Raw genomic sequence first — 24,699 nt, forward strand, 5'->3', positions numbered from 1 at the left:
AGGAACGCCATGCGCACCCACGTGCACGATCTGCTCGCCGAGCGGGCCGCGATGACCCCCGGCGCCCCCGCCCTGACGTACAAGTCCGAGACCCAGAGCTACGCCGAGGCATGGGCGGCCGCGCGAGCCGTCGCCGTGCAGTTGCAGGATCTGGGACTGCGCCGCGGCGACCGCGTCGCGATCTATCTGGAGAAGCGGCTGGAGACCGTGGCAGCGCTGTTCGGCGCATCGGCGGCGGGCGGGTTGTTCGTCCCGGTCAACCATGTGCTCAAGACCGCGCAGGTCGGTCATATCCTCACCGATAGCGGTGCGCGATTCCTGCTGACGTCCTCCGACCGTCTGCCCGCGCTCGGAGAGGCGCTTGCCGGATCGGCCGTGGCACACGTGATCGTCGTGGGGGATTCCGCGCCCGAGCCGAGCGGCGACCACGGCGTGCACGCATGGGCGACGAGCCCGGGCGACGACGGTCCGGCTGATCCGGGAACGATCGACCTCGACCCCGCCGCGATCCTCTACACCTCGGGCAGCACCGGCCGGCCCAAAGGGGTGGTGCTGAGCCATCGCAACCTCGTCGTCGGCGCGGAGAGCGTGAGCGGCTACTTGCAGAACACGGCCGACGACGTCATCCTCAGCGTGCTTCCGCTGAGCTTCGACGCGGGACTCAGCCAGGTGACCACGGCCTTCGCGGTCGGAGCGCACTGCGTGCTGATGAACTACCTCCTCCCGCGCGACGTGCCGCGAGTGTGTGCGGCGCACGGCGTGACAGGGCTGACCTGCGTCGCGCCGCTGTGGCTGCAGCTCGCCGACGTGGAGTGGCCCGAGGCGGCGACACAGCGGATCCGGTACTGGGCGAACACCGGCGGGCGGATGCCGCGGCCTGCGCTGGCTCGGCTTCGCGAGGTGTTCACTGCAGCCGACCCTTACCTGATGTACGGCCTCACCGAGGCCTTCCGCTCGACGTATCTGGATCCCGCCGAGGTGGACCGCCGTCCCGACTCGATCGGCAAGGCCATCCCGAACGCCGAGATCCTCGTGCTGCGTCCGGACGGCACGCCGTGCGCACCGCACGAGGAGGGCGAGCTGGTGCACCGCGGCGCGCTCGTGGCACTCGGCTACTGGAACGACCCCGAGCGCACGGCGGAACGGTTCCGCCCCCTGCGCCGTCCGGGCGAGGAGTGGCGGGCGCCGGAACTCGCGGTGTGGTCGGGCGACACCGTCGTGGCCGATGACGACGGTTTCCTGTCATTCGTCGGGCGTCGCGACGAGATGATCAAGACCTCCGGCTACCGAGTCAGCCCGACCGAGCTCGAAGAGGCCGTGTACAGCACCGGGCTGGTCCGCGACGTCGTGGCCATCGGCGTCGACGACCCTGTCCTCGGCCAGCGCATCGTTCTTGTAGTGACCGCCGCGGGTGACGGCCTCGATCACGAGACCCTCCTCGCTGCGCTGCGCCCGATCGTGCCGGCGTACATGCTCCCTGCACGGGTGGACGTGCGCGCCGATCTGCCGCGGTCGCCCAATGGCAAGTTCGATCGCCCTCGCATCAGGACGGAGGTGTCGTCGTGAACGTGCAGGAGCACATCGACCAGTTCGGAACGATCGACGGAGAGCTGTGTGTCGGCGGGCAGCCGCTGACCAGGCTGGCGGCACGGGTGGGATCCACGCCGTTCTTCGCATACGACCGGAGCCTGCTGGATGCGCGGGTCGACCTCCTTCGCCGGCTGCTGCCGGCCCGGGTCGAGCTCAGCTACGCGATGAAGGCCAACCCGATGCCGGCGGTCGTGCAGCACCTCGCAGCCCGTGTGGATCGGATCGACGTCGCGTCCGCGGGCGAGATGCAGCACGCGCTGAACACCGGGATCAGCCCCGATCGCGTGAGCTTCGCCGGTCCTGGCAAGACACCGGCCGAGATCCGCCAGGCGGTCGCCGCGGGCATCATCGTGGAGATCGAATCGCCGACCGAGTTGCGGCGCGTCATCGCCGCCGGGGAGGAGCTCGGTGTCGAGCCGCGGATCGCGATCCGCGTGAACCCGGACTTCGCCGTGAAGGGATCCGGGATGAGGATGGGCGGCGGTCCCCAGCAGTTCGGCATCGATGCGGAGCAGGTGCCGGAACTTCTCCGGTTCTTCACGGGCGGCGCCGACATCCTCGGATTCCATGTCTTCGCCGGCTCGCAGAACCTCGCGGCGGACATCATCGCGGAGGCGCAGCGCAGGACGGTCGACCTCGTCGGGCAGCTGGCGGAGTCGCTGCCGGCGCCGCTGCGCTACCTCAATCTCGGCGGCGGCTTCGGGATCCCCTATACCGAGCGCGACACCAGGCTCGACCTGGAGTCCGTGGCGGAGAATCTCGATCGGCTCGTGACGGGGCCGATCGCCGAGAGGTTCCCGCAGGCCCGGCCCGTGATCGAGCTCGGCCGCTTCCTCGTCGGCGAGTGCGGTGTGTACGTGACTCGCGTCGTGGACCGCAAGGTGTCGCGCGGGCGCACGTTCCTCGTCGTCGACGGCGGCATGCACCACCAGCTCGCCGCCTCCGGCAACTTCGGCCAGGCGATCCGGCGGAACTACCCCGTCGCGCTCGGCAGCCGACTCTCGGCCCCGGCCGATGAGGAGATGTCCGTCGTCGGCTGCCTGTGCACGCCGCTGGATCTGCTCGCGGACGGCATCCCGCTGCCGGCGGGTGCCGCGGTCGATGACCTCATCATCGTCTTCCAGCAGGGCGCATACGGCCTGACCGCCAGCCCGACCGCATTCCTGGGGCACCCGGCGCCCGCCGAGGTCCTCGTCTGAACGCCCGCCCCTGAAGGAGAAGCCATGAACGTCGATACCCTGAACGCCGTCCGGGAGGTCCTCATCGACGCCCTCGATCTGACGCAGCGCCCCGACGACCTGCAACCCGAGACAGCACTGTTCGGCGCGCTTCCCGAGCTCGACTCGTTCGGCGTCGTCGCGCTCGTCGGTGCGCTCGAGGACCGCTTCGGCATCACGATCGACGACGACGAGTTCGGAGCAGAGCTCTTCGATACCGTGGGCACCCTGGTCGCTTTCGTCGGCGAGAAGGCCGGTGCTTCTGCCGGGAGCTGACGGTCACCACTCGACGAGCGCGAGCTCGCTGTACAGATAGTCGATCCGGGCGGCGTCCAGACCTGCCCCGCGAACCATGCGCGCACGCGGGCTGCGTAGAGTGCGTCCGATCCCGCGGGCGAAGCCCAGCAAGCGCCCCTCCGCAAGCGTGAACGGGAGACCGTCGTGGCGTAGCAGATAGGCCCGAACGGCGCCCCAGGCCTCCTCGAGGAGAGCACGATCGCCTCCGGCGTACAACGGCAGCGCAAAGAGCCGGAGCCGTTTCATGCGATGCGCGCGATACACGAGGTAGGCGTACCTCTCGCCCTGCTGAATCAGCAGGTGCCGGGCCGCTGCGGCATCACGATGATCCTGGTAGATGCGGGCGTCATCGCCCTGCAGCACCGCTTCGAACATCGCAGGAGCATCGCTGATCCGCACGCCTCGCGGCAGGCGTGCCGGCGGGTTCAGCACGAGGCGCGTCGCCGTGTCGAGCCGGATGAATCCGAGGCGCTCGTTCATCGCGACGACGTTGCCGCTGGGGGACAGATCGGTGAATTGCACATCGCGCTGCCCGAGCAGAGCGCGGACCATCCGTACGCTGTGCATGCGGTACTCCTCGAGCACGCAGAAGGCGGCGAGGTTGCACAGGGAGACGACGGTCCCGCCGTCGTCCCGGGCGGAGCGCACGGCGGCGTAGACGCCGACCACCCGGTCTCCGTCACGGAGCAGCACGCCGCCGTCCGGGCCGGCGTCCGGCCACGGCGGTCGCAGCAGCGCGGTCCACGCCGCGGACGACACCGCGGGATTCAGCTCCTCATGCAGGAACGCCGCCGCGGCCTCCGCCTCGGATGCGGTGATCGGTACGAGCTCCGGCCTGGTCATGCGTCGCTCTCCGTACGCGGCAGGACGGCGACCGCAGGATCGGGCGGATCATCTTTCCGGCCGATCACGGTGCCGGCGGCGGCGCGGATCACGGCGGCGTGCGCGGCGCGCATCGCCCGCACGCCGCCGCGGTCGGGATCGGCGGCGGGCCGTGGCGCCGTTCCGGCCTGCTCGGCGCGCACGGTCGCCGCGACCGCGGCCACGGCCGCACTCAGCGCTGCGGCGTTGGGCTGCGACGTGGAGCGGCGGCGGGCCGTCCGCACCTTCGCGTCCGTCACCTGGTCCGCCGGTCCCGTCGCATTGGGAACGAGGACGGATCGTGTCGCGTCGCGCGTGACGAGCTCGCGTCCGCCGCCGACATCGCTGAGCACGAGGGGCAGGCCGATCGCCGCGGCCTCGGTGGCCGCCATCGGCCAACCCTCGAAGAACGAGTCGAGCACGAACACGTCCGCGGCCGTGAGCAGCGTCCTCGCATCCGAACTGCCGAGGAGGTGGATCCGGTCCGCGGCCGCCGCACATCGCCGCAGCGCGTCCGCCCGCCGCATCTCGGCCGTGTCGGAGGGCTCCCCGGCCCACACCAGGCGTACCGGCTCCTGCCCGTCCGCGATCGCCGCCGCGAAGGCCGCGACCAGGCCTGCGGTGTTCTTCTGAGCGTCATAGCGGGCGAGGCAGACGAAGACCACATCGTCGCCGATCTCCGTCCCGGTCACGGCGGAGAGCGCGGCACGTGCGCGCCGACGCTGCGCGGGCGACGGGGTACGCGCGACAGGGGAGCCGTTCGGGATCACCGTGATCGCGGTGTCGTCGCCGATACGACGCCGATGGAACGCGCTGACGGTCTCGCTCACGGCGATCGCCCGCACCGAACGCGTCATGAGGGTGGCGAACCGCGCCCACCGCGCACGGGTGAAGTGGATCTCCGTGTTGTGCATCACCGGGATCAGCGGAAGACCGCTGCGCAGCGCGGCTCGTTCGAGCTCCGGCGGTGCGCTGTGCAATTGGATCACATCCGGCCGCGCATTCAGGATCGCCCGCAGCGCTGAGGCCTCATCGCCGGCGACCAGCACTTCGACGCCGGCGCCGCGGAGCCGGGCTGCCCTCGCGCCATCCTCCGGGCACAGCACGACGGGATCCACACCGTGCTCCCCGAGACCGATCGCGAGCATTTCGATGACGGTCCCGATGCCGCCGATCTCCAGGCCGTCAGCGACGAGCAGGCACCGGACCGGGTCGGGAATCGCGGGGGCGTGAGGATCGTGACCGGAGAGGCGGGGCGCGTCGTCACCGGTCCTGACGGGCTCGGCCGGGAGCGCGGCGAGTGTGCGCAGGGGGCGGGAGAACGCCGAGCGCGTCCAGCGATGCACGTATCCGTAGCGCACGCGCGGGGGCAGTAGATCGGTGGCGAACACGAGCGCGCCCCACAGCGTCGCGGCTGCCCGCGCCTCCCGTGTCCCCGTACGCGCATGCATCGCCGCCCCGATCTCAGGCGAACCAGGGGAGGGGGCGGTTGCGTCGCGACGGCCAGAGGGGGGCGAGCTCGTCTGCGCTCGCCCCGATCAGCGCCCAGCGTCCGGTGGACGCCGAGCTGCCGAGGACATGCGGGTGCGCACCGAAGGGCGAAAGCGCGGCCTGCGAGTCATCCGCGAGTCCCGCCACGAAGATCAGCTCACCGGGCTGGCGTGCAGCGATCGCCGCGCGCGCGTGATCGGCGTCCGCCGTGGATACGGAGAACGGGCGGTCGAAGCGCGAGAGGTTGTCCGCGTGCTCGGCGCTCGCCTCGGGATCGAGGTCGATCACGTGCAGCGACGAGAGGCCGGAGAGGGCGAGGGCGTCGTCGATGAGCATGCGGATGTCGGCGAACACCTGGGTGCTGTCCGGGCTGATCCGGTGCACCTCTCGGGCGACGTGGGACTCGCCCCACCAGATCCCCGCGCTGCGGAACCGGCGCAGTCCTCGCGCGAGGGAATCGGCGAGGCCGTCGCGGTGCACGGTGCCGCAGGTGGTCTGGATCGGCAGCAGCTCGGGGTAGACGTCGCCGACGTGACGGTGCGCGAGGTCGAGTTTGGCGAGGTTGGTGCTGAGGCTGTTGTGCGTGAGGGGGATGTCGCGCGCCACCGCGCGGCGACCCGCCCGACGCATCCGCAGGGCGTACTCGACGCCGTAGGCGTGCCACGCGAGCAGCGGATCCTCGGAGAGAGGTTCCGTGAGCAGCTGCGCGCGGGGCGCCATGAGCAGCACCTCGTCCAGGGTGTCCACGTCTCTGGGACGGAGCGCGGGCTCCCCGATGCGCACGATCCGGTCGCGGATCCGTCCGATGATGTGCTTGCCGCCGTCGATGCCGACGGCGCCCATGATGCCGATGTCCGTCGTATCCAGGAGTTCGGCGGCCGCCTCTTCAAGCGCAGGCAGCGAGTGCAGCACCACGTCCTGGTGCACGAAGACCACGACCTCGTTCTGCGCTCGGCGGGTGCCGTCGTTGAGCGCGGCGCCCGCCGACGAGAAGCGGTTCCGGCGGTTGTCGACGGCGATCAGTTCGGTCTGCGGGGCGTCCGCGGCCTGCGCCTCGACAGAGCGTCGCAGGCACGAGGAGAGTACTGGCTCGTCGTTGTAGACGCAGACGATCGAGACCGGGACGCGTGGTCCGGCGGAGCGAGTCTGCGGCGACGTCGTCACGCTCTCGATTCTAGTCGACGACGCGGTCTCGAGGGGTGGTGAAAATCGCCTCTGACGGGGAGGAAAAGTGCTGTGCGGGGAATGGCTGCTGTCGATACGATGATCGCGTGGACACGGATGTCGCCGTGGTGGTGGTGACGTACAACAGCGAGGAGCACATCTCCGCGCTGCTCGACAGCGTGCCGGCCGCGCTGGGTGACGCGACTGCCACGGTCGTCGTCGTCGACAACGGCTCCACGGACCGCACGCTGGACATCCTCGACGCCCGAGACGACTGCACGGTGGTGCGTTCGACGAATGTCGGCTACGCCGCGGGCATGAACCGTGCGGTGGCCGAGTCCGGACCGACGCGGGCGATCCTGATCCTGAATCCCGACGCCGCGCTCGACGCGGACGCGGTGCCTCGCATGCTTGCGGTGCTGGGTGGGAGAGGGGTGGGCATCGTCGCCCCGCGGGTGCGGGAGGCCGATGGTGCTCTCTCGCCGACGCTGCGCCGTGCGCCGACGCTGGGGAGGGTCGGCGGCCTCAGCTTCACGCGGCGCCCCGCGTTCGCGGAGCGGATCGAGGATCCTGCGGCCTACGAGACGGAGCACGACGTGGACTGGGCGGTCGGCGCCATCCTGCTCGTCGATGCTGACTGCTACCGAGCACTCGGTGGCATGGACGAGTCGTTCTTCCTGTATTCGGAGGAGACGGATCTCAGCCTCCGCGCGGCGGATGAGGGCTGGTCGACGCGGTACACGCCCGATGCGGGCGCTGTGCACATCGGCGGCGGCTCGGGGGAGAGCTCGACGACGCATGTGATGAAGATCCTGAACCGGATCCGGCTCTACCGGCGCCGCTCCGGCCCCCTCCGCGGGGCGGTGTACTTCTGGCTCAGTGTCGGAGTGGAGGTCCGCCGTGGCCTCTTCGGACGGGGCCGTTCCTGGGCCGCGGTCAGGGCGCTCCTCAGACCTTCGGAGCGCCCCGACGTGCTGGGCCTGGGGGATCGGCTCATTCCCCGCTGAGCAGGATCATTCCTCGGAGCGGGCGATGGTCGTGCCGTCGCTGTAGCGGTTGCCCTGCCAGATGTTGCCGTTCGGGGCGCCGATGCCGTTCAGGCTGTTGGTGGGTCCGAAGACGCCGCACTTTCCGGAGCCCCCTCGGGCGAACACATTGTTCGTGATCGTGAGGTTGCGCGTGTCGGGGTAGGGCTTGCCCGGGTAGTAGCCCGGGTTGAGGCAGTACCCGGCCTGGGTGTTCACCCTGGCCGCGCTCATGTCGAACGTCGAGGCCAGATAGTTCTTGTCGATCGTGATGTTCTGAATCGGCGCGTAGTCGCCGTAGAACCCGATCACCGCGGAGCAGCCGGCGTCGCCGTCGGGGTTGGAGACGCTGGCCCAGTCGCCGCAGCTGGCGTAGTTGTGCACGATCCGGAAGTCGTTCGTGCCATTGCCGCCGAAGGCATTGTAGTGGTACGAGCCGCCCAGCTGCATGCCGTGCACCCAGTTGTCCGTAGCCTCGCAGTGCGTGTCGCACTTGATGACGCCCTCGCCGCCGTGGGAGTTGACGCGCGTGGCGAAGAAGTTGCTGCGCCCGATGTTCTCCCACCACGGCAGGTCCGGCGGATTGACCTCGGTGTCCTGGATGACGACGGGGCCATAGCTGGCCTGCTCGCTGTAGATCACGCCCTTCACGAGGGAGTTGCGGATGGTCACGCACGGCGTGCTCTTGGAGGTTGTTCCGTTGCCGGCCTGCACGATGATCGTCTCGTTCACGATCTTCGAGTCGATCACCACGCCGCAGCTGGTGATCGTCGTGGGCCCGGTGTACGGCGTCAGAGTGACAGGCGTGCGGGTGTCGCCCGGCAGACCGTGCGGATAGCCCGTGTTCTGGGGCCCGGGCCAGCAGCCGCCCCACGGGTCTGCGCCGCCCGGAGTGTTCGGGGCGCCGACACAGCTCCCGTTCGGCACCGGTGGAGTCGTCGGAGGCGTCGTGACCGGAGGCGTGGTGGGAGTGGAGGTCGGCTTCGGGGTAGGCGTCGTGGTCGGCTTCGGTGTCGTCGTGGGCTTCGGTGTCGTCGTGGGCTTCGGTGTCGGCGACGTCGTGGGCTTCGGAGTCGTGCTCGGCGTCGGTGCGGGGGTCGTCGAGGGCGAGCCGCCGGTGCGGGTGAAGACGACATCGACGAGGTAGTTGGATCCGCGGTACGTCGACTTCGGAACCGTCGTCGTGTGGCCGTAGCGATACACGCCGGCGCCCTCGCCGAGCGAGAAGCCGTTCACCTGCGTCGCCGAGGAGAGTGCGTTCTCGGTGACGGCGTAGCCGCCGTTCGGGGCGTTGTAGGAGGCCACGTAGGTGCGACCGCCGATGAGCTGGACGGGGGAGTCCAGCGGAACAGTGCGCCAGCCCACGGTTGAGGACGCCGGGAACGACTGGTGTGCGAGGGCGGTGCCATCCGATGACCAGAGCGTCGCGTCGGTGACGCCACGGGTCTGACGGCCCTGGTAATACTGCAGAGCGGTGACTTGCCCGGTGCTGCTCGGCGTGAACCGGATCCCGAGCTCGACCGGGACCCGGTCGGCGTCGGCGGCGATCGCTGGAGCGAGGGAATCGGAGAACATGCCCACGGTCGTGCCGACCGGAGGGGCTGACGGTGCAGCGGTGGCGCTGGCGACGGTCGCGACAGTGCCGGCGGCTGTGAGCAGGGCGGCGGCTGCGGCGATGAAGGCGAAACGTGTACGACGGGATCGGTTGCGACGAAGGGATGTGCGGGTGGGGGAGGGGAACATAACCGGCATTTCGGGGGAAAGGTCATGCAGATGGGGGATCTGCAACATAACGAACGGGTTAAGACAGTATCTGTTCGGTTCCGCGGAATCCCGCGGAATTATCAGGACTCTCCCGGTATCCCGGTATGCATTCTTCGCAGTATTTCGATATTTCCTGGATGCATCTCGAGTGCGCATCGTGGCGCCTTTCGGCATTCTCCCCGGTCCTCAGCGCAGGCGTTTGAGCAGGCTTCTTCCGAGCCGCACGGCATCGCCGAGATCCGGTCTGCGGGCGAGGAGCTGCTGCACTGAGGCTGCGGTGTCCCGTTCCGTGACGCTGTAGCGCGGGCTCAGCCAGGCGCGGTCGCGAGCGGGCAAGCGGTCGCTCGTGAACACCGTGTCATAGCCTGAGGCGCGCAGCCGGTGCAGCAGCCGGCGGTCGTAGCGTCCGAGCGGAAGAGCGACCTGACGAATCATCGTCCCGCCGGCCTCTTCGAGGGCGGTGCGCGCGTCGACGAGTTCGCGGCGGGCCTCGGCATCGGTGAGATCGCGCCAGGGGACGTGCGCCCATCCGTGGGAGCCGATGCGCATCCCGGCCGTCCGCAACCGCACCAGTGCTTCGGGATCCAGGCTGTCCGGGTCCTGAAGGCGTCCGGCGAGGGCGAAGAACGTCGCTGTGAGCCTGCGTTCGGTGAGCGCCGGCAGGGCGATCTCGACATCGGAGCGGTTGCCGTCGTCGAAGCTCAGGTCGACGTCGTCCCGGTCGGTCAGCAGATCGAGGATGTCCAGGAACGGCTTCTCGGCGACCCAGTAGCGCGCCTCGCCGGGTTCGCGCTCGAGGCGCGGTGCGCCGATTCCGTGGAAGCAGAGATGGATCCTCATGACGAACTCACCTCCTCGGGATGCGGCGGCGCCGGTGTCCGGGTGCTCTCGTCGCGGCCCCAGCCGCCCGAGCCGCGGCGGGCGCGGACGCCGGCCAGCATCGTGATCGCGAGGTACGCGATCGCGTCCGGCGCCAGGCGGAGATCGTGCCGCACGACGTCGCGGAACCAGGACCAGCGGTCGGCGGACCGCACCGCCACGCCCGCCGCCGCGCGCCGCATCTCGGTGTTTCCGCGTCGCACCCGGACAAGACGGCGGACAAGGGCGGCCGTGGTGCGCGGGGACTCGACCTCGACCACGATCTCCGTGACCTCGCTCTTCTCCGCATCGGCGAACTGCGCGTCCAGGAAGAGGTCGTCCGCCGTGAGCGCGGGGAACTCGCCGAAACGAGCGCGCCCCGTCTCCGAGACGGCGATGAGGCCGCGGCCGAACAATCCGCGGCGGAACACGGGAAGACGCTGGTTGATGCGGAAGTAGGCGCGCACCGGCCAGGGGCGTCCCGTGATGACGACACGGCGTGCGGGCATGGCAGCGAGCACGCCCTGGCGCGTCAGAAGAGCGTCCGCGAGCGCGAGGATCGCTCGCGGCGGGGCCACGATGTCCGCATCGAGGTAGACGCGAGGGAAGCCCGTTGCGATGCGCTCCGCGGCGTTGAGGGCGCCGGGCTTGCCGGGCTCGGCGCGCTCCACGACTGTGGCCCCGCGTGCGCGGGCGATCTCGGCCGTCGCGTCGGTGCAGCCGTTGGCGCTGACGATCACCTGCAACGGCACCCCTTGCACCGCGGGCGACAGCGCGTCGAGGCAGCGGCCGATGACCGCCGCCTCGTCGTGCGCGGCGATGATCACGCTGATGAGCGGGAGACCCTCGACGCCGGTGGTCACGGAGCCACCACCGTCGGAGACCAGGCATGCGGGATCAGCACGGCCGGCGCGCCGTCGCCGGCGGCCGCCAGCTTCCAGACGTCGGTGTCGCCCGGGGTCGTGTTCGGCATGCCGTAGATCAGGGTGCCGTCGTCGAGCCAGACGATCTGGTCGTCGACGCTGCGTTTCTCGGCGGTCAGCACGGTCACCGAGCCAGACGCGATGTCATAGACCGCCGGCGTCCAGTGCACGGTCGGCCCCGACCCGCTGGTCACCCGCTTGAACGCGATACGGGTGCCGTCGGGGGAGAGGGAGGGGCACTCGACCGTTTCCAGCACCGTTGTCATGGTCCGGGTCGCGATGTCTCCCTTGACCAGGTACGTGCGCCCGATGGTCGTCATGCCGACGGTCGCGTAGAAGGTGTTGTCGTCGACGAAGGTCACGCCCCAGTAGTTGCGGTCCACGGGTGCACTCGGCTGACCGTCGATGAGCAGCGTCCAGGTCTCGAGCGCGGGCGCCGCGGCCGCGTCGGACACCCGGCGGATCTCCGTGTCGGTGGAGAAGCCGATCGCAGCATAGGCGTGCCCGCTCACGAATGAGGTGGTGGCGACGGTCGTGCCGTCCGGGGAGAAGCGCGTACGGCTGGGGATGCCCGGCAGCGACCACTGAGCGCGCTGCGCGGTTCCTGAGGCGTTGTAGATGCGCGCCGAGTACGTGGGAGTGATGCTGCGCTCGGAGGAGAGGCAGGACAGGGCGTCCGCGGTGGCCGCGACCCGATCGCAGGTCGGGTCCAGGATGCTGCGAGCCCCCGAGGGATCCGAAAGCGGCACGACCGCGACATGGCCGTATCCCTGTCCGCTCGCGGTGTTGCGGAAGACGATCCTGGCAGCGGCCGGGTCGACGCCTGGCGCGGTGTCGACAGTGGAGGGCGCGTCCTGCTGCCGGTGGTATTCGGACCAGGCCGACACTCCCACCGCTGTGGTGGCCCCCAGGGCGAGCACCGAGATGACGATGATGAGCAGCCACTTGGCTCGCGTGCTCATGACGAATCTCTTCCGCGCTCTGCCGCCTGCCCCGATGCCGAGGCGGGCACGGGGCCGGGATCCGCGTTCTTCCCGCGTGGCGCGGAGAGGTAGGGCCGCAGCAGCAGCGCGATCGCGGGGATCGCCACGATCAGCGCACCGGCGACGAGGAGCAGCGAGGCCTCCCTGCCGAGGGCGTACCAGAGCAGGCCGAAGCCCGATGCCGAGAGGAAGCGGCTGATCGCGACGACCGTCTGCGCTGCCGCGATGCCCGTGCCATGGGTCTCCGGTGTCGTCAGCTGGGCCGCGAGTGCGGCGAGCACGCCGTCGGTCGCCGCGTAGAACGCGCCGAGGAAGAGCAGGCACAGCACCGTCGCAGCGACGTCCTGCATCGGCAGGACCGCGACGACGTAGGCGGCGAGCAGCCCCGCATGGCCGAACACGAAGACGCGGGCGCGGCCGACCCGATCCGAAAGCCGGCCGAGCGGGATCGCCAAAGCGAAGAATGCGACGTTCGTGCCGACGTACATCAACGGGAACCACTGGGCCGCGAAGTCGCTGCGTGCCTGCAGCACGAGGTACACGAAGCCGTCCCCGATGGTGAGCATCCCGAGGATCCCCGCGGCGGCGAGCACACGCCGCATCGGTCCCGACGTGACCGTCGGCCAATCGAACCTCGGGCGCGGAGCGGCACGATCCGCCCCTCCGGTCGCCGTGTCAACCGCCGCCGTGCCGCGGTGGGAAGCCGTTGCCGTGCGCACGTTCGGAACGAACAGCCCGAGGACCATCACGCCGATCACGGCGAAGGCCAGGGAAGCGAGGAAGATCGTGCCGTACCCGTTCGGGATCAGCAGCAGGATGAGGAATGCCAGCAGCGGCCCGACGGCCGCGCCGATGTTGTCCAGGGTACGGTGCACGCCGAACGACGTGCCGAGACTGTCGGGGTGCGATGAGGCCGTGATGACCGCGTCGCGCGGTGCGGTGCGGATGCCCTTGCCGATGCGGTCGGCCGAGATCACCACCGTCAGCGCGGCGAAGCCGGACGCGAACAGCAACCCCACCCGGGCGATGGCGGCGACCGCATAGCCGGTGAACGCCACCCATTTGGGTCTGCCGACCCGGTCGGAGGTGTATCCGCCGGCGATGCGCACCAGCGCGCTGACGCCCTGGTAGAGCCCATCGAGGAAGCCGAACGCGATGGTCGACAGGCCCAGATACGCCGTCACATAGAGCGGCAGGACCGCGGCGACCGACTCCGAGGAGATGTCGGTGAGCATCGAGACGATGCCGAACGCGACAACCGTCGACGAGACGGTGCGCATGCCGTGCCTGGTCGGCGCGGTGCCCTCGTCGGTGGCCGGCTTGGGCCTGTTCGTGAACGAGATGTACACGGCGACCTCACTGCGTCCGGAAGACGCCGAAGACGGTGTACAGCGTGCCGGTTCCTGAGGAGCCGAAAGTCAGGGAGAGTGACTCGTAGGCGCCTGCGAAGGTCATCGTGCCGTCCGCGGTCTGCTGTTCCCGCAGGCCCGCCGCAGCCCAGCGCGTGCGGTACTCGGCGCGGACATCGTCCTGCGAGGCCGAGGACAGCGCGGAGAGGGCGGTCTGCATGACCGTGTCCTGGGTGGCGATCGAGCTCGAGCGCACGGTCGACTCCGCGGCCGGCCCGGCGATCTCGGCGGGGAACCCTTCGACCAGGCCGCCGTCCTGCGATCCTGATGCGGGGAGGGGAGCGCTGACCAGGGGCTCCGCTGCACCCGCGCTCGCCGGGGGCATCGCGCTCAGCGGGGTTGCCGGCGGCGCCGGCACTTCGGAGCCGGAGGCTGGTGTCGCACCGGGCAGCGGGCCCGACGTGCTCGGCGGAGTGGCCGTCGCCGTGGTCTGCACCGCGTCATCGGATCCGGCGCCACCCATGCCCGTCAGCGCGATCGCCGCCACGACACCCGCCACGACCAGCACCCCGGCCACGCCGATCGTGATCCTCATCGCCGGCGTGATCCCTGATCCCCGCCCCTCATCTGACATCGCGTCGCCTCCCAAAGGCCGCTGCGGACGTTCTCCCCTCGCCCCGCGAGCTCCCGAATCGCGGGCTGCTGCTCAGATGCTCTCATGCCCAAGGACCCGCGACCAGGGGTGCGCCGTGCTCTGGGGGAGGAAGAGCACTCGACAGCGACGGGAGGCCCTGGCCGCGGGCCCGCTCAGGCGGGCGCCGGCGGTGCCCGCAGCTCCTCAGTACGCTCCATGCGGCTGAACCATCACTTTCGCCGTGCGCCACATGATGTGCAGATCATCGGTGACGGACCAGTTCTCCACGTAGCGCAGATCGAGGCGCACGCTCTCCTCCCACGACAGGTCGCTCCGGCCCGAGACCTGCCACAGGCCGGTGATACCGGGCTTGACGTACAGGCGCCGGAACACGTGATCCGCGTAGTCGATCACCTCACGGGGCAGCGAAGGCCGCGGCCCCACGACGCTCATGTCGCCCGCGAGGACGTTCCAGAACTGCGGCAGTTCGTCGAGCGAGAGCTTGCGCAGGATCCGGCCGACCCGGGTGACTCGAGGATCGTCCTTCATCTTGAAGAGCGGTCCGGATCCCTCATTCTGATCCTGCAGCGCGACGAGCTGCCGCTCGGCGTCCGTGCGCATGGACCGGAACTTGATCATCCGAAAAGTGCGCCCGTCCCGACCGACCCGCTCTTGGAAGAAGAGCACGGGGCCGGGCGAGTCGAGCTTGACCAAGAGCGCGATCACGGGTGCGATCAGCAGCATCGGGATGAGTGCCAGCGACGCCGCGCTGATGTCCACGATCCGCTTGAGAGCTCGATATCGCCGGTCGTACTGCGTGATCCGAACGCGGATGAGCGGAAGACCCTCGACGCTGGAGAAGGCCAGGCGGCCGACCGCGACGTCAGGGAGAGGATTGGAGAGCACGAGCTCCGCAGCCGTGCCCTCCAATCCCCAGATCAGTCGCTTGACGAAGTCCGGATCCCCAGCCGGACGGGTCGCCAGGACGACTGTGTCGGTGTTCAGCTGCGCGGCCACGGTCCCCACCGTGATCGCGTTTCCGAACACCGGGATCCGCGCATCTCCGACGAGGAGATCCCGAGCGTTGCCATCCAGCAGGGTCGCCCCAACGACCGTGAAGCCGGATCTCTCCGCCGGGAGAAGCGCGCGGATCGCACACTCGACGTCGACCCGGTTTCCGACGACGAGCGTGCGAGACGCGAACCTGCCGGTCCGGCGGAGTGCCTGCAGGCGACCGCGCCACGCGATCCGACCGAGCAGGAGTCCGGCCAGACCGATGGGCAGCCCCGCAAGGATGGTGGGCCGCATGGCCGCCTGCCCTCCGAGAGCAACGGCTGCCATGGCGACGATGCCGAACGACATTCCGGTGGCGATCGCCAGTGCCCTCACCTCTTCGGCGCCCTTGCGGAACAGTGCGGCGTCCCGCGTGCGCAGCATGCCCAGCAGCACCGCCCAGACCACCGCCAACAAGATGCCGCGAAGGACGGCGTCGGATGCCGCCGCGCCTCCGCTCACCTCTATGACGGCGCTCACGGCGACGGCGCTGAGCACCGTCACGGTATCGCTGAGCAGCAGATGCTCGCGGAAGCGGCGCTCCCATTCCCGCCGACGCGTGAGCGTGGCGGACGTGCGTGGAGCTGTCGCTGCGTCGGCCATGACGGTGTGACCCGTCTGTGGCGTCGGCAGCGGCATGAACATGCCAGGGCTTGCGAGGCCCAGTGCCCCCTTCACGGAGGTCATGCCGTGGCTCCATGCGCCACGGCAATACGCAGTCCCCAGTGCGCCATTGTCCTTCCCCAGTGCTTCCCCAGTGCCGTTCGTGGACAACGAACGGAGCATTCGCGCGCCCGACCCCTCGGTGCCGTCTTCTCCCGGAATCCCACATCCCGACGTCCCCCGCTGTTCCCAGCAACGGAGGTGCGCAGACGACCTGCGTGAATGATGCGACTCTAGCTGATCACCCCGGGCGAGGAAAGATCATTCTGCGCCATCCATCGGCGGTTTTCCGTCGACCGGAGAGCGACGATGACGAATGAACGGCAGGTGCAATGACCGGCGCCACAGCCGTGGCCTTGGGCGACAGATCAGGAAGCGCTGGGTATGCTCGGCGTCACGGCCCCCGCGGGCCGTGAACGGGGTGAGGGGCAGTGCGAGACATCGCCGGGCGAGCCACGGCGGCCTGGCTCGCCGGGGATGCGGATGAGCTGATCCGCCTCATGGCCACGCGCTCGATCGAGCTGTGGTTCACCGTGCCGCCCGAGGATCTCTCGCGGATGATCTCGGATCTTCCGCCCGATCGCCTGCGGCTCAGCCCTGAGGCCGCCCTCGCCTCGCGACTGCTCGCGCCGGGACTGCTGCAGGACCCGTCCGGCTTCTCGGTCGGGCGGCGGGACGACCTGCCTCCGCACCTGCGCCGGTGGATGGCCCTGGTGGAGGGGTGGCAGGCGCGGCTCGGCGGAGATCTCGAGACCGCGTACGAGGTGCTGATCGGGCTGCCCGAGATCACCGAGGCGGATCCGACGCTCGTGGATCCCACTCGCGGCGTGCGCAGCCTGTTCCTGAACCAGGCCGCGCTCACCGCCGCCCTGTCCGGGCGCTTCCGCGAGGCGCTCGCGCTGTACCAGCGCGCGCTCTGCGTGCAGCCGGTCACGGATCTGGCGTTCCTCTCCCGCGAGGCCCACCTCCGCTCCGCCCTGATCCACGGAATCTACGGAACGCCGGACGCCGCCGTCGCGCACCTCACCGAGGCGCGGCGCCTCGTGCGATCGCCGAGCTGGGTCGAGCCGCAGCTCGACGCGGAGCAGCGCTTCGTCGAGGCCTTCCTCCGGGAAGGGGAGCCGGAGCGCTCCTTCGCCGAGATCCTTCAGCTCACCTACGGGCGGATGGGCGAGATCTGGCCTCTTCAGCTGCTCGCCCTGCACCGGGCCGGGGTGCTCGCGGAGCGTCGTGTCGACAGTCGGGAGCGCATCGAGGCCCTGCTCTTCGCGGGCCTCGGCGCGGGATCATCCGGTCTGCCCGGATCCGTCCCGCAGTCGCTGCTCGCCCTCGATTCGCTGCTGAGCGGCAACATCCCGAGGGCGAGGGAGGAGGCGCGTGCGGTCACGGACGGCAGCTGGCCGTCCCGCGTCGTCCTCGACCTCATCCGCATCGCCTCTGGCGCGACCAAGACCGCGATCGCCGACCTGAACGCCGCTGCCCCGCAGACGGCGGGCCTCCGGCAGGCCGATCGTCAGCGCACGATGCTCCTCGCCCTGGCGCAGCACCTCAGCGGGAACGCGCTCGCCGCCTCGGCGGCGGTCGAGCGCATGAGCCTGCTCAACCTCGAGTCGGGGCAGCACGAGGTCGCGGTGCTCCGCATGCTCTCCCCGCGTCTGCTCGGCACGCTCGGCGAGTTCGTCCCCGGTCTGCTCGCCCACGGCGCGGTGGGCCCGCATCCCGGAGTTCTGGACGATCCCCGTCTCACGACGCACGAGCTCGACGTGCTGGCCGGGCTCGCCCGCGGGGAGACCAGGGGACAGATCGCGTCGTCGTTGTTCCGCTCCGTGAACACGGTGAAGACGCACCAGCGATCCCTGTACCGCAAGCTCGGGGTCGCGTCGGGGCGCGAGGCCGTGCTGCGCGCGACGGCGCTCGGCTACCTCTGACCGCGCCGCCCTCTCGTGCAGGCCGTGCCGAGGGGTGACGCCGGGGGTGATTTCGACGCGGGTGAAGACGGTTCCCAGCTTTTCACCGTTGAATGAGGATGCCGCGGCCACCCGAAGCCGTCGGCGATCATGATCCGTCGCGGGCTCCCGAGCCCTGCGACGGAGCCCCTGGGGAGGGGATCTGCAGAGGGGAAGTGCGCGTTGCTGATGAACGCGAAGGGCGGTGGTCGACGTGCGATCCTGCCGGGCGGCGGTGTCGAAGGCGGGGGGACGCCGGAGGACCCGGGAGCCGAGGCCGCGGCTCCGGCATCCGACGCCGAGGACGAGCCGGGGCCTGTCGCGCCGGAAGGACCCGAGTCCGGATGGCCGTCCGATGACGAGGCCCTCGAAAGTGTAAGGCCCGTCATGCTGGGCGCCGCATGGCGGCTGCCCGTCGTCCTCCTGGCGATGGACGATCACGACGAGACGGGCCTCGACCTGCGGTTCGATCCCGAGACGGGAGAGGCGCTCACCGAGGAGTAAGAGGATGCGATAGCTTTCTGGCGACGAGAGGAACGGGATGGCTGTCGCGCGCACGGAGAGGCTGATCGTCCCTGATGTGCTGAGGGGCATCGCGATCCTCGCGATGCTGATCGCGCATGCGAACCCCCTCCTTCCGCAGCTGCCGGGAGCGGTGCGGTTCGTGATCGCCAACGTCAACGACCTCGCCTCCCCGCTGTTCGCTCTGGTCATGGGCATCTCGGCGCAGCTCGTGTGGAACACGTCCCGGCGGGTGAGCGCGACGCTGCTGCAGCAGTCGCTCCGGGGGATCGTGCTCATCGCCCTGGGGCTGTGGATGCTGACCTGGGGATCGTGGGTCGTGATCGTCCTGCCCGCCCTCGGAGTGCTCCTGATCGTCGGAGCGCCGTTGCTCCTGCTCGGATCGCGCGCGCTCGCGGTGGTGCTCGCGATCGTCGTCGTGGTCGGCGCCCCGCTCAACGAGCTGGCCCGCGGGCAGATCGCGCAGATCCTCTCCTCGAACATTGTCGTGCAGCAGCTGGCCGACTGGACCGTGCTGGGACATTCCTACCGGCTCACGAACCTGCTGCCGTTCTTCCTGCTCGGCGCACTCCTGCTGCGGAGCGGACTGCGCCGCGATCGCACGATGTGGATCATGCTCGCCGTCGCCCCGTTCGCCTACGCGGTGCGTCCGGTGCTCGAGAAGGGCCTGCATCAGCCCGCTGCCGTCTCGGGCAGCTACCCCGACACGCTGCACGACGTCGGTCTCGTCTTCGTCGCCTACGCGGCGATCGTGCTTCTCGCGGAGCTTCCCCGCCGGGGGGCTGTGCTGGACGGGGTGTTCGCGCCCCTGCGCATCTGGGGGCAGCTGGCGCTCAGTCTCTATCTGCTCCACGTCTGGATCGTGTCGCTCTGGGCCAGGTCGATCGGCTGGCCCGCCGTGAACATGCCCCTCGCCTGGGCGAGCGTGGTGCTCCTGCCCCTCGTGGTCGCCTGGCTCTGGTGGCGTTTCGTCGGCACCGGTCCGGTCGAGTGGCTGATGGGCGCGGTCTCGGGTCGCCCCAAGCCGCTGATCGTGCGCCGTCAGCTGGTTACAGCCCGGACCACCGGTTGACCGGCCACAGGATCACCACGGCCTTCCCGACGATCTCCCCGGAGTGCGCCCATCGCCAGCAGCCCGGATCGGGGTCGGTGCGCCCTCGGCATTGCGCCGCGCCGTCCGAGGAGTTCGAGCGGTGGTCGCCCATCACCAGGTAGGAGTCCGCGGGCACGGTCACCTCGGGCAGGCAGCGCGGCGACACCGGCGTCGTGGTGCAGTCGAGCGTCCCCGGCTGGAACGCGAAGTCCTGGAACACGTAGGGCTCGTCGAGCGGCTTGCCGTCGACGATGAGCCTGCCGTCCGCCGAGCAGCATCTCACCGTCTGCCCAGGGCCGGCGATCACGCGCTTGATGAGGGTGTGCGGTCCGGACGGCCCGAAGCCGGTGACCTCTCCGATCCAGCGCAGCGCGGCGGTGAGCGGATTCGAGGGCGTGCGCGCTCCGCCGTCCCACGCCTCGTCCGCGTCGAAGACCACGATGTCGCCGGTGTGCGGCGTCGCGCCGCCCGCAAAGGCGAGGCGGTTCACCAGCACGCGGTCGCCCACCTGCAGCGTCTGCTCCATGGATCCGGACGGCACCCAGTAGGGCTTGGCGACGAAGGACAGGATGAGCCCGAACACCACGAAGGCCGCGCACAGCTGGAACAGGAAGCTGCCCGTGATCCGGCGCCAGAGCGGGCGGCGGGAGACGGGAGCGTCATCGGTCATGGGTCCATCATGCCCGGTCGCGGCCAGCGAGTCGCACGCGCGCCCAGAGGGTCGTTCGATGCCCTGTCGCGGCCGGGATCGCGCGTCCGGTAGCATCGAGACGCCGTTGACTGTCGCCCTCGCAGGGTGAGCCGAGCGAGGGGGAACCAGCCGTATGGATCTGCGTGAGTATCTTCGGGTGTTCCGTGCGCACTGGCTCGGGATGGTCCTCATCACGCTCCTCGGCGTCGCGGTCGCCTTCGGGTGGACCCTTCTGCAGCCGAAGGTCTACACCGCCGACGCCTCCGCGATCGTGCAGGCGAACACCGCGGGAGACGCGGGGGACAGCAACCTCAGCTCCGCGATGCTCGGGAATTCGCTGACCTCGGGTCGCGTCAAGACCTACGTCGCGCTGGGTCAGTCGCGCGCCGTGGCGGACGGCGTGATCAAGGATCTCGGTCTCGACGTCTCCGCCGACCAGCTCGTCAAGCAGGTCACGGTCACCAACACCGTCGACACCACGACGCTCAAGGTCACGGCCGACGCGGCGACGCCCGAGAAGGCGCGCGATGTCGCCGAGGCATGGGTCCGCTCCATGGGCGCGGAGGTCAACCGCCTCGAGACGAGCGATCCGGCGAAGAAGGGTGCGGTCTTCCTCAGCCCGATCGACTCCGCACGGCTTCCGGACTCCCCGTCGTCGCCGAACACGCGGCTCGCGCTCGCTCTCGGCGGCCTTGTCGGCCTCGCGATCGCCGTCGGTTACGGACTGTTGCGCTACACGCTCGACCGCCGGATCCGCTCGGTCGAGCAGGTCGAGCGCGAGACCGGCAAGCCGGTCGTCGGCACGATCCCCGAAGAGAAGACGTTCACCGCGGACAACCGGCTGCTGCCCTTCGACGGCGGCACCAGCAGCTCGAGCGAGAGCGCCCATCTGTTCGGCATCGGCGAGGCCATGCGCGAGCTGCGCACGAACCTGCAGTACATGGACGTCGACAACCCGCCGCGCATCATCGTGGTCACGAGCCCGTTGCCCGGTGACGGCAAGTCGACGATCTCCTCGAACCTCGCCGTCACGCTCGCCTCCAGCGGCCAGCCGGTCGTGCTCATCGACGGCGACCTGCGCCGTCCGATGATCGACACGGTCTTCGGCCTGCCCCGCGGGGCCGGCATCTCCGACGTGCTGGCCGGCCGTGCCACGATCGCGGAGGTGGCGCAGCGCTTCGGGAACGGGCAGCTGCTCGTCGTCACCGCCGGCAAAGTTCCGCCGAACCCGAGCGAGGTCCTCGGATCCGCCCGCATGCGCGAGCTGCTGAAGTCGATCGCGCGCGAGGCCATCGTCATCATCGACGCACCCCCGCTCATCCCGGTCACCGACGCCGCCGTGCTGGCGCACAGCGCCGACGGCGCGGTCATCGTGGGCACGATCGGCAAGACCACGTTCGAGGTGCTGGGGAAGGCCATCGGCAACCTGGAGCGCGCCGGAGCGCGTGCGCTCGGCCTTGTGCTGAACCGCGTGCCGAAGCGCGGCAGCGGCGCCGCGTACTACGGCTACCAGTACCACGGCGAGTACTACCGCGGCGACGACCAGGAGCTGCCGACGGGCGCTGTGCGCGGCGACAAGCCCCGGCGTCGAGGAGACGCGGAGGCGGCGTGACCGCCCCCGAAGAGGATGCGCCGTCCGCAGACAGGCGCACGCCTCTGGATGTGAGCGCCCTCGGCGCCCGTATCCGGCTGACCTTCGCCGACGACCTGGACGACACGACTGTCGAGGCCATCCGCGCATCCTGGGAGGGCGCGGAGCTGCCGTACGAGGAGACGGCGGAGCCGGACGACCAGGTGCGCGTCGACGCGGACCTCGAGCCCGAGGCGCTCGCGGAGTCCCTCACGGTGCGGGTCACCCTTGCCGCGCTGGAGCAGCGCAGCGGCGACCTGCTCATGTTCCATGCCTGCGGCGTCGCGGACCCGGCCGGACGGGTCGCGGCGTTCGTCGGACCGTCGGGACGCGGCAAGACGACGCTCAGCCGCGCTCTCGGAGCGCAGCACGGCTACATCTCGGATGAGACGATCGCCGTGGAGCCAGGGCTCGCCGTGCACCCGTACCGCAAGCCGCTCTCGGTGGTGCGGACGGGCAGGCCGAAGCAGCAGGTCTCCCCGGACTCCGCAGGTCTGAAGCCGGCGCCGGAAGCGCCCCCGTGGCTCGCCGCCTTGGTGCTCATCTCCCGCGATGCGGAGCACCCGGCGCCGAGCATCGAGCAGGTGGCCTTCCCGGAGGCGATCGCGGAGCTCGCGCCGCAGATGAGCTATCTCGCCGAGCTGCCTCGCCCGTTGCAGACGCTCGCCGCGGTGTGCGACCGCATCGGCGGTGTCGTGCGGCTGACGTATCCGGACGCGTCCACCGTGCCGCCGATCGTGCCGGAGTTGCTCGATCACGCCCGCGTGCATGAGGACTGGGAGCCCGCGACCGTCCACGGCGACCACCCCGAGTTCGACCTCTCGCCCGTCTCCGACGCGATCCGATGCGACGACCGCGTGGTCGTGCTCGCCCACCGGTGGGTGCACGTGCTCGACGGCATCGCGCCCGTGATCTGGGACGCGCTGCGCGAGGGCCGCGGCCTCGAGCAGATCGTGGACGACGTCGTGGCCGCGTTCGGACGGCCTGCGTCGGGCGATCCGCGGGAACTCGTCGTGGCCGCCATCGACCAGCTGGTCGAGTCCGGGATCATGACCCGGAAGTCCTGAGTCCGCCTCCGCCGGACCTCAGTGCGCGGGGCGGATCATGGTCGGCGACGGCAGACCCTCGGCGCGCAGGGCGCGACGCAGCTGCAGCGCACTGGAGAAGCCGGAGTGCGCCGCGATCTCCTCGATCGTGAGCACCGCGTAGTCGGGATTGCGCAGCAGCGACTCGGCGAACTCGACGCGCAGATGACGCAGGGCGTCGCCGGGCGTGGTGCCGATCTTGGCGAACGCGCGCTGCAGGTGCCGCAGCGACACGTGCAGCTCGGTCGCGAGCTCCGCGATCGTGAACCGGGGGTCCTCCCGGTGCACCAGCATCGCCGAGCGCGCGCGGTCCACGAGCGGCGCGTGTCCGCGTTCGGGCAGATCGGAGGAGTAGAGCTCGAGCAGCGCTCCGAACACCATCTCGGCGAGCAACCGCTCGATCGCGTAGCGCGAGATCGACGAGGTGTCCTCCACGTTGCGGGCGAGGGCGAGCGTGAACGCCCGGAAGGCCAGGACCATCGGCGTCGGATCGAGCGCGAGGGGTCGCAACGGCGCATCGTGGACGAAGTCCCGGAGCGTCTCGACGGGCACCCAGACGCCGACCACCTCGTTCGCAAGGCCCCATTCGATGCTCGTGCCCGTCTGCGGGGGCATGAACTGCCCGATCGGCAGCGGGGATCCGTCCGGTCCTTCGCCGCTGGGGAAGAGCACCACGGCATAGGGCTCGCCGATCTCGGTGTCGTCCCACGTCCAGTGCCGGCGGTGCGGGCGATGGACCGTGACGAAGATCGATCGGAAGGTGCGCGCGCTGATCAGGCCGGCATGATGCGAGGTGAGACCCAGGTGGGACTCGAGCAGACGTGTTGGGGATGACACTGGCGAGATATGCCCTTTCGGACGTGCGGATGCCGACAAGAAAGTCCCGCCCCCGCAAACAGTATGACGCTTAGGTATACACCAGGTCGAATGTTGACGCTTCGTGTCGCGCAGCGCCGTGATGCAGAGGGAGCCGTACTACGCGAGGGCGGCGCGGATCACGCGCTCCACCTCGGCGAGGGCCGGCACCAGCTGGGCGGCCGACTGCTCGTAGACCTCGTCCGATCGCCGGTAGGGGTCGATGACGTCCTCGCCCTTCGGCGCGGAGCCTCCCCGGCGTTCCGCGACGGTCTCGACGACCGCCACGAGGCGTCGGCGCGGATCGGATCCGGCGCCGTCGGCGATCGCGCGCACCTGTGCGTCGGTGACCCCCTGGACGAGCCGGGCGAACTCCCGGACCGGGAAGATCCGGTGCAGGCGCCGTGGCAGCATCTGCACGGCGTAGTCGCGCTGCTCGGCGGTCATGGTCAGGATCAGGTCGGCATCGTCGAGCAGCGGCTCGGTGAGAAGCCGTGCCCGGTGCGCGGCCGTGACGGCCTCGGCCGCCCCGCGCTGCGCGGCGATCCTCTGGGCGGGCTCGGTCATCCCGTGGCCCACGAGCGCCTGCGTGCCGGCGCTGTGCACGCGCAGGTCGAGCTCCGCGAGACGGGATCGCAGCAGCGACTCCGCGAGCGGCGATCGGCAGATGTTCCCTGTGCACACGGTCAGCACGGTGGGACGCGGGGAGGTCTCCTCCGCGGGCGCCGCGAACATGCCCGCGAGCGAGCCGAACGAGACGCCGCCGGGCGGTCGCACGGACTCCTCGGAGGCCGGCGCTGCCGGATGCCGCTCCGCGGACGGATCCCGCGTCGGCGTCGGCGCCGTCTCCGATCGCGGATCGATCCGCTCTCCTGACACCTCGGCGATCGCCGCCGCCTCGCGGCGCTGTCTCAGTTCTCGTCGGGTGAGTCCCTTCGGCGCTTCGCCGCGCGGCGTCCCCCGGTCCCTCGCGTCGTTCATGACACCAGGGTAGGGGATCCGGAT

At 70.2% G+C, this 24,699-nt stretch carries 22 protein-coding genes; 9 read left to right on the plus strand and 13 right to left on the minus strand.

Annotated elements, in window-relative coordinates; translation table 11 throughout:
* Positions 1-9: 9 nt before the first annotated feature.
* Genes CQ044_RS00535 through CQ044_RS00545 form a run of 3 tightly spaced genes read left to right on the plus strand, consistent with a single transcriptional unit; the run spans position 10 to position 3,083 of the window.
* The gene (locus tag CQ044_RS00535; protein WP_105686114.1) at positions 10-1,566 is read left to right on the plus strand and encodes an acyl-CoA ligase (AMP-forming), exosortase A system-associated; all 1,557 of its coding nucleotides are present in this window, start codon (positions 10-12) and stop codon (positions 1,564-1,566) included.
* Positions 1,563-2,789 carry a pyridoxal-dependent decarboxylase, exosortase A system-associated gene (locus CQ044_RS00540; protein WP_105686115.1) on the plus strand — a complete coding sequence of 409 codons (1,227 nt, stop codon included), beginning with the start codon at positions 1,563-1,565 and terminating at the stop codon, positions 2,787-2,789. The genes CQ044_RS00535 and CQ044_RS00540 overlap by 4 nt, the downstream gene beginning before the upstream one ends.
* A gap of 24 nt (positions 2,790-2,813) precedes the next feature.
* On the plus strand, positions 2,814-3,083 hold the full coding sequence (locus CQ044_RS00545; RefSeq protein ID WP_105686116.1) for an acyl carrier protein: 270 nt from the start codon (positions 2,814-2,816) through the stop codon (positions 3,081-3,083).
* Positions 3,084-3,086: 3 nt separating this feature from the next.
* Here CQ044_RS00545 and CQ044_RS00550 read toward each other — a convergent pair whose 3' ends face one another.
* The 3 genes from CQ044_RS00550 to CQ044_RS00560 are packed head-to-tail and all read right to left on the minus strand — an operon-like array spanning position 3,087 to position 6,620.
* Positions 3,087-3,947 (minus strand): hypothetical protein, encoded by an 861-nt coding sequence (locus tag CQ044_RS00550; RefSeq protein WP_105686118.1) that lies wholly within the window; start codon positions 3,945-3,947, stop codon positions 3,087-3,089.
* Entirely contained in the window at positions 3,944-5,416 is a 1,473-nt protein-coding gene (locus CQ044_RS00555; protein ID WP_105686119.1) for a glycosyltransferase family 4 protein, read from the minus strand. The genes CQ044_RS00550 and CQ044_RS00555 overlap by 4 nt, the downstream gene beginning before the upstream one ends.
* A gap of 13 nt (positions 5,417-5,429) precedes the next feature.
* A complete protein-coding gene (locus tag CQ044_RS00560; protein WP_105686121.1) occupies positions 5,430-6,620 on the minus strand; it encodes a glycosyltransferase in 1,191 nt (396 codons plus the stop codon).
* Positions 6,621-6,727: 107 nt separating this feature from the next.
* Between CQ044_RS00560 and CQ044_RS00565 the strand changes: the two genes are divergently transcribed.
* Positions 6,728-7,627: a glycosyltransferase gene (locus tag CQ044_RS00565; RefSeq protein WP_181158132.1), complete on the plus strand. Its 900-nt coding sequence runs from the start codon at positions 6,728-6,730 to the stop codon at positions 7,625-7,627.
* A gap of 6 nt (positions 7,628-7,633) precedes the next feature.
* Here the strand turns inward: CQ044_RS00565 and CQ044_RS00570 are convergent, their stop codons facing one another.
* From CQ044_RS00570 to CQ044_RS00600, 7 genes are all read right to left on the minus strand, one after another.
* Complete coding sequence (locus CQ044_RS00570) at positions 7,634-9,220, minus strand: DUF4082 domain-containing protein (protein WP_181158133.1); 1,587 nt, start codon at positions 9,218-9,220, stop codon at positions 7,634-7,636.
* A gap of 375 nt (positions 9,221-9,595) precedes the next feature.
* Positions 9,596-10,249, minus strand: coding sequence for a polysaccharide deacetylase family protein (locus tag CQ044_RS00575; RefSeq protein WP_105686125.1), 654 nt, complete (start codon positions 10,247-10,249; stop codon positions 9,596-9,598).
* Positions 10,246-11,130, minus strand: coding sequence for a glycosyltransferase family 2 protein (locus tag CQ044_RS00580; RefSeq protein WP_105686126.1), 885 nt, complete (start codon positions 11,128-11,130; stop codon positions 10,246-10,248). Before CQ044_RS00580 ends, CQ044_RS00575 begins: the two co-directional genes overlap by 4 nt.
* Positions 11,127-12,152 carry a PD40 domain-containing protein gene (locus CQ044_RS00585; protein ID WP_105686128.1) on the minus strand — a complete coding sequence of 342 codons (1,026 nt, stop codon included), beginning with the start codon at positions 12,150-12,152 and terminating at the stop codon, positions 11,127-11,129. Before CQ044_RS00585 ends, CQ044_RS00580 begins: the two co-directional genes overlap by 4 nt.
* Positions 12,149-13,522: an MFS transporter gene (locus tag CQ044_RS00590; protein WP_308736916.1), complete on the minus strand. Its 1,374-nt coding sequence runs from the start codon at positions 13,520-13,522 to the stop codon at positions 12,149-12,151. Before CQ044_RS00590 ends, CQ044_RS00585 begins: the two co-directional genes overlap by 4 nt.
* A 7-nt stretch (positions 13,523-13,529) precedes the next feature.
* Positions 13,530-14,117 (minus strand): hypothetical protein, encoded by a 588-nt coding sequence (locus CQ044_RS00595; protein ID WP_105686129.1) that lies wholly within the window; start codon positions 14,115-14,117, stop codon positions 13,530-13,532.
* Positions 14,118-14,360: 243 nt separating this feature from the next.
* The gene (locus CQ044_RS00600; protein ID WP_105686131.1) at positions 14,361-15,896 is read right to left on the minus strand and encodes a sugar transferase; all 1,536 of its coding nucleotides are present in this window, start codon (positions 15,894-15,896) and stop codon (positions 14,361-14,363) included.
* 407 nt (positions 15,897-16,303) lie between these two features.
* On the opposite strand from CQ044_RS00600, the gene CQ044_RS00605 reads away from it, so the two are divergent.
* The 3 genes from CQ044_RS00605 to CQ044_RS00615 all read left to right on the plus strand — a co-directional run bounded on the left by CQ044_RS00605 (position 16,304) and on the right by CQ044_RS00615 (position 19,412).
* On the plus strand, positions 16,304-17,800 hold the full coding sequence (locus tag CQ044_RS00605; protein ID WP_105686132.1) for a LuxR family transcriptional regulator: 1,497 nt from the start codon (positions 16,304-16,306) through the stop codon (positions 17,798-17,800).
* A gap of 207 nt (positions 17,801-18,007) precedes the next feature.
* A complete protein-coding gene (locus tag CQ044_RS00610) occupies positions 18,008-18,322 on the plus strand; it encodes a hypothetical protein (protein ID WP_105686133.1) in 315 nt (104 codons plus the stop codon).
* A 37-nt stretch (positions 18,323-18,359) separates the two neighbouring features.
* Positions 18,360-19,412 carry a DUF418 domain-containing protein gene (locus CQ044_RS00615; protein WP_105686135.1) on the plus strand — a complete coding sequence of 351 codons (1,053 nt, stop codon included), beginning with the start codon at positions 18,360-18,362 and terminating at the stop codon, positions 19,410-19,412.
* Here CQ044_RS00615 and lepB read toward each other — a convergent pair.
* Positions 19,390-20,103, minus strand: a complete 714-nt coding sequence (gene lepB / locus CQ044_RS00620; RefSeq protein ID WP_181158134.1) for a signal peptidase I — start codon at positions 20,101-20,103, stop codon at positions 19,390-19,392. The genes CQ044_RS00615 and lepB overlap by 23 nt on opposite strands.
* Before the next feature lie 154 nt (positions 20,104-20,257).
* Between lepB and CQ044_RS00625 the strand changes: the two genes are divergently transcribed.
* Positions 20,258-21,736, plus strand: a complete 1,479-nt coding sequence (locus CQ044_RS00625) for a polysaccharide biosynthesis tyrosine autokinase (RefSeq protein ID WP_105686136.1) — start codon at positions 20,258-20,260, stop codon at positions 21,734-21,736.
* Positions 21,733-22,821: a PqqD family protein gene (locus CQ044_RS00630; RefSeq protein ID WP_105686138.1), complete on the plus strand. Its 1,089-nt coding sequence runs from the start codon at positions 21,733-21,735 to the stop codon at positions 22,819-22,821. The genes CQ044_RS00625 and CQ044_RS00630 overlap by 4 nt, the downstream gene beginning before the upstream one ends.
* Before the next feature lie 18 nt (positions 22,822-22,839).
* Here the strand turns inward: CQ044_RS00630 and CQ044_RS00635 are convergent, their stop codons facing one another.
* Both CQ044_RS00635 and CQ044_RS00640 read right to left on the minus strand, forming a co-directional pair.
* Positions 22,840-23,676 carry an AraC family transcriptional regulator gene (locus CQ044_RS00635; protein WP_105686139.1) on the minus strand — a complete coding sequence of 279 codons (837 nt, stop codon included), beginning with the start codon at positions 23,674-23,676 and terminating at the stop codon, positions 22,840-22,842.
* 138 nt (positions 23,677-23,814) lie between these two features.
* Positions 23,815-24,675 (minus strand): hypothetical protein, encoded by an 861-nt coding sequence (locus CQ044_RS00640; protein ID WP_105686141.1) that lies wholly within the window; start codon positions 24,673-24,675, stop codon positions 23,815-23,817.
* Positions 24,676-24,699 lie beyond the last annotated feature (24 nt).

The organism is Microbacterium sp. MYb64 (genome assembly GCF_002979495.1).
In the GTDB taxonomy this organism is placed as follows: Bacteria; Actinomycetota; Actinomycetes; order Actinomycetales; family Microbacteriaceae; genus Microbacterium; species Microbacterium azadirachtae_A.